This is a genomic window from Streptomyces sp. OfavH-34-F, assembly GCF_022347745.1.
In the GTDB taxonomy this organism is placed as follows: Bacteria; Actinomycetota; Actinomycetes; order Streptomycetales; family Streptomycetaceae; genus Streptomyces.
In genome coordinates, this window is sequence record NZ_JAKRGC010000339.1 from 1 (window position 1) to 6,621 (window position 6,621).

Genomic DNA, 6,621 nt, shown 5'->3' on the forward strand with positions numbered 1-6,621 from the left:
GGCCGGCGGGGAGCGTGGCGCCGGGGCGGCCGGGGCGCTTGAAGGGGGCGGAGACCGCGCCCCGGACCAGCGAGAGGGTCAGGCTCGTCACGGGGTCACGCTCCCAGCAGGCTCTGGCCGCAGACCCGGACGACCTGGCCGTTGACGGCGGCGGACGCGGGCTGGGCGAACCAGGCGATGGTCTCGGCCACGTCGACCGGGAGGCCGCCCTGCGCGAGGGAGTTCATCCGGCGGCCCGCCTCGCGGATGAGGAGGGGCACGGCGGCGGTCATCCTGGTCTCGATGAAGCCGGGGGCCACCGCGTTGACCGTGACGCCGTGGTCGGCGGCGGCGCGCGGGGCCAGCGAGCGGACGAGGCCGATGATCCCGGCCTTGCTGGCCGCGTAGTTGGTCTGGCCGTTGTTGCCGGCGATGCCGGCGATGGACGCGGTGGCGACGATCCGGCCGCCCCGGTTGACGGTGCCCGTCTTCAGCAGGGCGTCGGTGGTGCGCAGGACGCTGTCCAGGTTGACGTCGACGACCTGGGCCCAGCGGTCGGCGGGCATGTTGGCGAGCCGGCGGTCGCGGGTGATGCCGGCGTTGTGGACGAGGACGTCCAGCCCGTCCGGGGCGGCGGCCGCGATGCGTGCGGCGGCGTCGTCGGCGGTGATGTCGAGGGGGAGCGCGGTGGCGCCGAGGCGGTCGGCGGTGCGCACCAGGTCCTCCTGGGCCTGCGGCGCGTCCAGGCAGATGACGTGGGCGCCGTCGCGGGCCAGCACGGAGGCGACGGAGGCCCCGATGCCGCGCGCCGCGCCGGTGACCAGGGCGGTGCGGCCGGTGAGCGGGGCGGCCCAGTCGGTGACGGGGTCGGGGGCGGCGGCGGTCAGTTCGATGACCTGGCCGCTGACGTAGGCGGACCGAGGCGAGAGCAGGAAGCGCAGCGTGGACTCGGCGGAGGCGACGGCGCGGGGATCGACGCGGACCAGCTGCACGGTGGCGCCCTTGCCGATCTCCTTGCCGAGGGAGCGCACGAAGCCCTCCAGCGCCTGCTGGGCCGCCGCCTGGTGGTGGTCGTCGGGGGAGGGCCGTACGCCGACGACGACGATCCGGCCGCCGGGGGCCAGGGAGCGGACGACCGGGTGGAGGGCCGCGTGCACGGCGGCGAGCCCGGTGGTGTCGCGCACGGCCGTGGCGTCCAGGACGAGGGCGGCGGGCCGGTCGGCGCGGGCGGTGACCGCGAGGCCGGTGGCGGTGAGGGCGGCGGCCAGTTCTTCGGTGACCGCGGACTCCCCGGCGGTGAGGTGGACGACGGGGCCGGTGAGCGCCGGCGTCTCCAGGGTCCAGCGGCGCAGCCGGGCGGGCTGCGGGAGTCCGAGCTTCCGGGTGAGGAACTTGCCGGGTGCCGTGCCGGTCAGGTGCAGATAGCGGTCGGCCATTGTCCAGACTCCCTGCTCGGTCGTAGATTTACTCCGGAGTAAGGTTACTCAAGAGTCAGGAGCTGGTCGAGATGAGTTGGTCGAGTTGATGCCCCTCGCACTCCCGCAGCCCCGCCGGGTCGCGGTCATCGGCGGCAGCCGCATACCCTTCGCCCGCTCCGACGGGCCCTACGCGCAGGCCTCCAACCAGCAGATGCTGACCGCCGCGCTCGACGGACTGGTCGAGCGGTTCGGCCTCGACGGCGAGCGCGTCGGCGAGTTCGCCGCGGGCGCGGTCCTCAAGCACAGCCGCGACTTCAACCTCGCCCGCGAGACGGTCCTCGGCTCGCGGCTGGACCCGCGCACCCCCGCGTACGACGTCCAGCAGGCCTGCGGCACGGGCCTCCAGGCGGTGATCGGCGCCGCGAACAAGATCATGCTCGGCGCGATCGACTCCGCGATCGCCGGCGGCACCGACACCGCGAGCGACGCCCCGCTCGGCGTCAACGACGAACTGCGCCGGCTGCTGCTCTCCGTCCGGCGCGCCCGGTCGGCGGGCGCCCGCGCGAAGGCCCTCACCGGCGTGCGCCCCCGGCACCTCGTCCCGGACATCCCGCGCAACGCCGAACCCCGCACCGGGCTCTCGATGGGCGACCACGCGGCGCTCACCGCCCGGAAGTGGGACATCGGCCGCGCCGAGCAGGACCTGCTCGCCGCCACCAGCCACCAGCGGCTCGCCGCCGCGTACGACCGGGGCTTCCTGGACGACCTGGTCGTCCCGTTCCTCGGCCTGGAGCGCGACCAGAACCTGCGGCCCGGCTCCACCGTCGACAAACTGGCCGCGCTCAAGCCGGTGTTCGGCACGGACCGGCCCGGCGCGACGATGACCGCGGGCAACTCGACGCCGCTCACGGACGGCGCCGCGACCGTGCTGCTGGCGAGCGAGGAGTGGGCCGAGGCGCACGGCCTGGAGCCGCAGGCGTACCTCTCGCTGTACGAGACGGCCGCGGTGGACTACGTGAACGGCGAGGACGGGCTGCTGATGGCGCCCGCGTACGCCGTGCCCCGGCTCCTGGAGCGGGCCGGGCTCGGCATGGACGACTTCGACCTGGTCGAGGTGCACGAGGCGTTCGCCTCGCAGGTGCTGGCCACGCTGGCCGCCTGGGAGAAGCAGGGGCTCGCGCCCGTGGACCGCGACCGGCTCAACGTCGCCGGGTCCTCGCTCGCCACCGGCCACCCCTTCGCCGCGACGGGCGCCCGCATCGTCGCCACCCTCGCCAAGCTCCTCGCGGAGCGGGACGCGCCCGGCCGGGGGCTCATCTCGATCTGCGCGGCCGGCGGCCAGGGCGTCACGGCGATCCTCGAACGCGTGTGACAGCCGCCCCGTACGGGTGCGCGCGGCGCGCCCGTACGGACGTCCCCCAGTGAACCGCCCGTCCCCGATGTCCAGGAGCCGCACGTGTCCACGCCACCCGCCCCTTCCCCCGCGAACACCGTCCCCGCCCTGGTCGAGCCGACGCTCGTGCGTGACGACCGAGGCGCCGTCCGGCAGGTCTCCGTACCGGCGTTCGCGCCGCCCGTCCGGCGCGGCTCGCTCGCCGACATCCCGTTCGACAACGCCCGCGAGGCGCCCGCCGAAGCCGTCCTCAGCCGCAAGCAGCCGGACGGCAGCTGGCAGGACGTGACGGCGGCGGAGTTCGCCGCCGAGGTGATGGCCGTCGCCAAGGGCCTCGTCGCGGAGGGGCTGCGCGGCGGCGACCGCCTCGCCATCATGGCCCGCACGACCTACGAGTGGACCCTGCTGGACTTCGCGGCCTGGGCGGCGGGCCTGGTCACCGTCCCCATCTACCCGACCTCGTCCGCCCTCCAGGCCCGCTGGATACTCCAGGACTCCGGGGCGGCCGCCTGCGCGGTGGAGACCGCCGACCAGGGCCGGATCGTCAGCCAGGAACGCAAGCACCTGCCCGGCCTCGCGCACCTCTGGCAGCTCGACACGGGCGCGCTCGACCGGCTCAGGAAGCGCGGCGAGCACATACCCGACGCCCTGGTCACCGAGCGCCGCGCCACCCTGGCCCCGGAGACCCCGGCCACCCTCATCTACACCTCCGGCACCACCGGCCGCCCCAAGGGCTGCGTCCTGACCCACGGCAACTTCTTCGCCGAGGTGGACAACGCCATCGAGCTGCTGCACCCGGTGTTCAAGTCGGTCAGCAAGTACCCGGCGGCGACCCTGCTGTTCCTGCCGCTGTCGCACGTCTTCGGCCGGATGGTCGCCATCGGCTGCCTGCGCGCCCGCGTCCGCCTCGGCCACGCGCCCTCCATCGCGACGGAGGACCTGCTCGCCGACCTGGCCGGGTTCAAGCCGTCGTTCCTGCTGGCGATCCCGTATGTCCTGGAGAAGGTCTACAACACGGGCCGGGCCACCGCCGAGAAGATGGGGCGCGCCTCCTCCTTCGACCGGGCGGCCCGGATCGCCCAGCGCTACGGCCGGGCCGTCGAGGCCGCCGAACACGGCACGGGCCCCGGCCCCGGCCTCGGGCTGCGCGCGGCCCGCGCACTGTACGACCCGCTGGTCTACCGCCGCATCCGGGCCGCGCTCGGCGGCCACGTCCGGTACGCGATCTGCGGCGGTTCCCCGCTGGGCCGCCGGCTCGCCGCGTTCTACGCGGGCGCCGGCATCGAGATCTTCGAGGGCTACGGGCTGACCGAGACGACCGCCGCCGCCACGGTCACCCCGCCGCTCAAGCCCCGCCTGGGCACGGTCGGCTGGCCGATGCCCGGCACCGCCGTACGGCTCGCCGACGACGGGGAGGTGCTGCTCAGCGGCGGCCAGGTGTTCCAGGGGTACTGGGACGGCGCGAGCGGCACGGCCGTACCGGTGCTGGACGGCGGCTGGTTCGCGACCGGGGACCTGGGCGAGCTGGACGAGGACGGTTACCTCACGATCACCGGGCGCAAGAAGGACATCATCATCACCTCGGGCGGCAAGAACGTCACCCCGGCCCCGCTGGAGGACTGGCTGCGCGCCCATCCGCTGGTCAGCCAGTGCATGGTGGTCGGCGACAACCGCTCGTTCATCACCGCCCTGATCACGCTGGAGCCGGACGGCCTCGCGCACTGGTGCCGGATGCGCAAGAAGGAGGACGTGCCGCTGCGGGACCTCGTGCACGACGAGGAGCTGCACACGGCGCTCCAGCGCGCGGTGGACGAGGCGAACAAGCTGGTCTCGCGGGCCGAGTCGATCCGCAAGTTCACCGTCCTGCCGGTGGACTTCACCGAGGAGGGCGGCCATCTGACGCCCTCGCTCAAGCTGAAGCGCGACGCGATCGCGCGGGACTTCGCGGCGGAGATCGAGGAGCTGTACCGCAAGTGAGCTGAGCCGTACGGGGACGGCCCCGGCGCGCGTACGCGTCAGGCCGGGGCGTCCTCCTCGGCGTTCTCCTCCGGCAGGTCCGGCGCCCTGGTGTACAGGATGGAGCGGGCCTGTTCGGCGGCCCGCTCGATGGACTCGGAGACGAACTCCAGGTAACGGGCCATGTTCTCCAGCCGGTTGCCCGCCGGGCTGCCCGCGCCGAGCACCGGCACACCCCGGCGCGCGGTCTCGGCGACCTGCGCGGTCGAGCGGGCGCTCGCCATCATCGACTGGTGCATGATGTCGTCGTCCACGACGTACCGCTCGCGCCGCCCCTCGCGCACCCGGCGGACCATGCTCTGGGTCTCCAGGAACGCGACCGCCTTGGACACCGAGGCCGGGCTGACCCGCAGGTGCTCGGCGAGTTCGGCGGCGGTGAGGCTGCCGGAGTCGCTGATGCTCAGCGCGGCGAGCACCCGGGACATCATCAGGGGCGCGCCCGACGCCAGCAGCACGTTCGTCAGCACCTCCTCGTACGCGCTCACCTCGGCGGCGTCCCGCCCGTACGGCTGCGGCGCGGCGTCCGGGCGGTCGCCGCGGGAGGAGACGGCGGCCTTCTTGCGGTGGGCGCGCTGCTCGGTGGCCCGGTGCGCGGTGTCGGCCCGGTAGCCGGCGGGGCCGCCGTTGCGGGTGACCTCGCGGGTGACGGTCGAGGTGGGGCGGTCGAGCTGCCGGGCGATCTCGGCGTAGGCCAGGCCGTCCGCCAGGCCGCGGGCGATCTGACGGCGCTCCTGCTGGGTGAGCCTGCCTCCCGGCATCGCGGTCCCTCCTTCATGGCGCGGGCACGGCCCGCCGTGCGGCGGCCGGTGGGCCGACTATAGCGTTCGCCCTCAGTTCATTGCAACGAACGCACTTTCGCGCGTTGCGTTATTCCAGAGGCGATTGCACCAACTTTCCGGTTTTGACGTGCGATTACGGGGTTGTAGCGCCACAACTGCGTTGCCGAAATAGTGAATGCAACGTAGCGTTTCCTTCATCGGAAAGCGCGAGCCACCGGGGCTCGCCTCTCGCTGAAGGAGTACGTCATGCCTCGCTTCGACACCCCCGCCGCCCTCACCGCCCGCGTGGACGTGCCCGCCGGCCGCCTGCTGTTCATCGCCGCCGACCGTGCCGACACCGTGGTCGAGGTCCGGCCCGCCGACGCCGCCAGGAGCCGCGACGTCAAGGCCGCCGCAGAGGTCGAAGTGGCCTGCGCGGACGGCGTCCTGGAGGTCCGGGCCGCCCGCGGTTCGCGCAACCGGCTGCTCGGCGACTCCGGTTCCGTCGAGATCACCGTGCAGCTCCCGGCCGGCTCGCACGTCGAGGCGAAGGCCGAGGCCGCGGAGTTCCGGGGCGTCGGACGCCTCGGTGACGTGGTCCTCGACGGCGGCCACCGCTCGGTCAAGCTCGACGAGGCCGCGAGCGCCCGGCTCACCGCGCACGACGGCCCCGTCGTCGTCCGCCGCCTCACCGGACCCGGCGACCTCAGCACCCAGCGCGGCGACGTGACCGTGGACGAGGCCACGCGCGGCGCGCTCACCCTCAGCACCCAGCTCGGCGACATCACGGTCGGCGCGGCGCGCGGCGTCGCGGCCGTGCTCGACGCCGGCACCGTGGTCGGCCGCGTCGACAACACCCTCCGCAACGACGGCACGCCCGTCCTCACCATCCGGGCGACCACCACCAAGGGCGACATCACCGCCCGCAGCCTCTGAGCCGCCCCGCTCACCTCGGGGCCGCCCCCCCCCCCCCCCCCCCCGCCCCCCCCCCCCCCCCCCCCCTCCCCCCCCCCCCCCCCCCCCCCCCCCCCCCCCCCCCCCCCCCCCACCCCCCCCC

General features: G+C 74.5%; 5 protein-coding genes. 3 read left to right on the forward strand and 2 right to left on the reverse strand.

Features of this window, described 5'->3' with window-relative positions:
* Window positions 1–95: 95 nt before the first annotated feature.
* Window positions 96–1,415 carry a 3-oxoacyl-ACP reductase gene (locus tag MHW47_RS30265; RefSeq protein ID WP_239227050.1) on the reverse strand — a complete coding sequence of 440 codons (1,320 nt, stop codon included), beginning with the start codon at window positions 1,413–1,415 and terminating at the stop codon, window positions 96–98.
* An 88-nt stretch (window positions 1,416–1,503) separates the two neighbouring features.
* On the opposite strand from MHW47_RS30265, the gene MHW47_RS30270 reads away from it, so the two are divergent.
* Both MHW47_RS30270 and MHW47_RS30275 read left to right on the forward strand, forming a co-directional pair.
* The gene (locus tag MHW47_RS30270) at window positions 1,504–2,769 is read left to right on the forward strand and encodes an acetyl-CoA C-acetyltransferase (protein WP_239227051.1); all 1,266 of its coding nucleotides are present in this window, start codon (window positions 1,504–1,506) and stop codon (window positions 2,767–2,769) included.
* An 84-nt stretch (window positions 2,770–2,853) separates the two neighbouring features.
* Window positions 2,854–4,767, forward strand: coding sequence for a long-chain fatty acid--CoA ligase (locus MHW47_RS30275; RefSeq protein WP_239227053.1), 1,914 nt, complete (start codon window positions 2,854–2,856; stop codon window positions 4,765–4,767).
* Window positions 4,768–4,805: 38 nt separating this feature from the next.
* On the opposite strand, the gene MHW47_RS30280 is transcribed toward MHW47_RS30275, so the two are convergent.
* The gene (locus MHW47_RS30280; RefSeq protein WP_239227055.1) at window positions 4,806–5,564 is read right to left on the reverse strand and encodes a helix-turn-helix domain-containing protein; all 759 of its coding nucleotides are present in this window, start codon (window positions 5,562–5,564) and stop codon (window positions 4,806–4,808) included.
* 267 nt (window positions 5,565–5,831) lie between these two features.
* Here MHW47_RS30280 and MHW47_RS30285 point away from each other — a divergent pair, with 267 nt between their 5' ends.
* Complete coding sequence (locus MHW47_RS30285; protein WP_239227056.1) at window positions 5,832–6,500, forward strand: DUF4097 family beta strand repeat-containing protein; 669 nt, start codon at window positions 5,832–5,834, stop codon at window positions 6,498–6,500.
* Window positions 6,501–6,621: the final 121 nt, after the last annotated feature.

Excerpts from the sequence above, each read along its gene's own strand:
- MHW47_RS30265 (WP_239227050.1), bottom strand. The coding sequence starts at position 1,415 with ATGGCCGACCGCTATCTGCACCTGACCGGCACGGCACCCGGCAAGTTC.
- MHW47_RS30270 (WP_239227051.1), top strand. The coding sequence starts at position 1,504 with ATGCCCCTCGCACTCCCGCAGCCCCGCCGGGTCGCGGTCATCGGCGGC.
- MHW47_RS30280 (WP_239227055.1), bottom strand. The coding sequence starts at position 5,564 with ATGCCGGGAGGCAGGCTCACCCAGCAGGAGCGCCGTCAGATCGCCCGC.
- MHW47_RS30285 (WP_239227056.1), top strand. The coding sequence starts at position 5,832 with ATGCCTCGCTTCGACACCCCCGCCGCCCTCACCGCCCGCGTGGACGTG.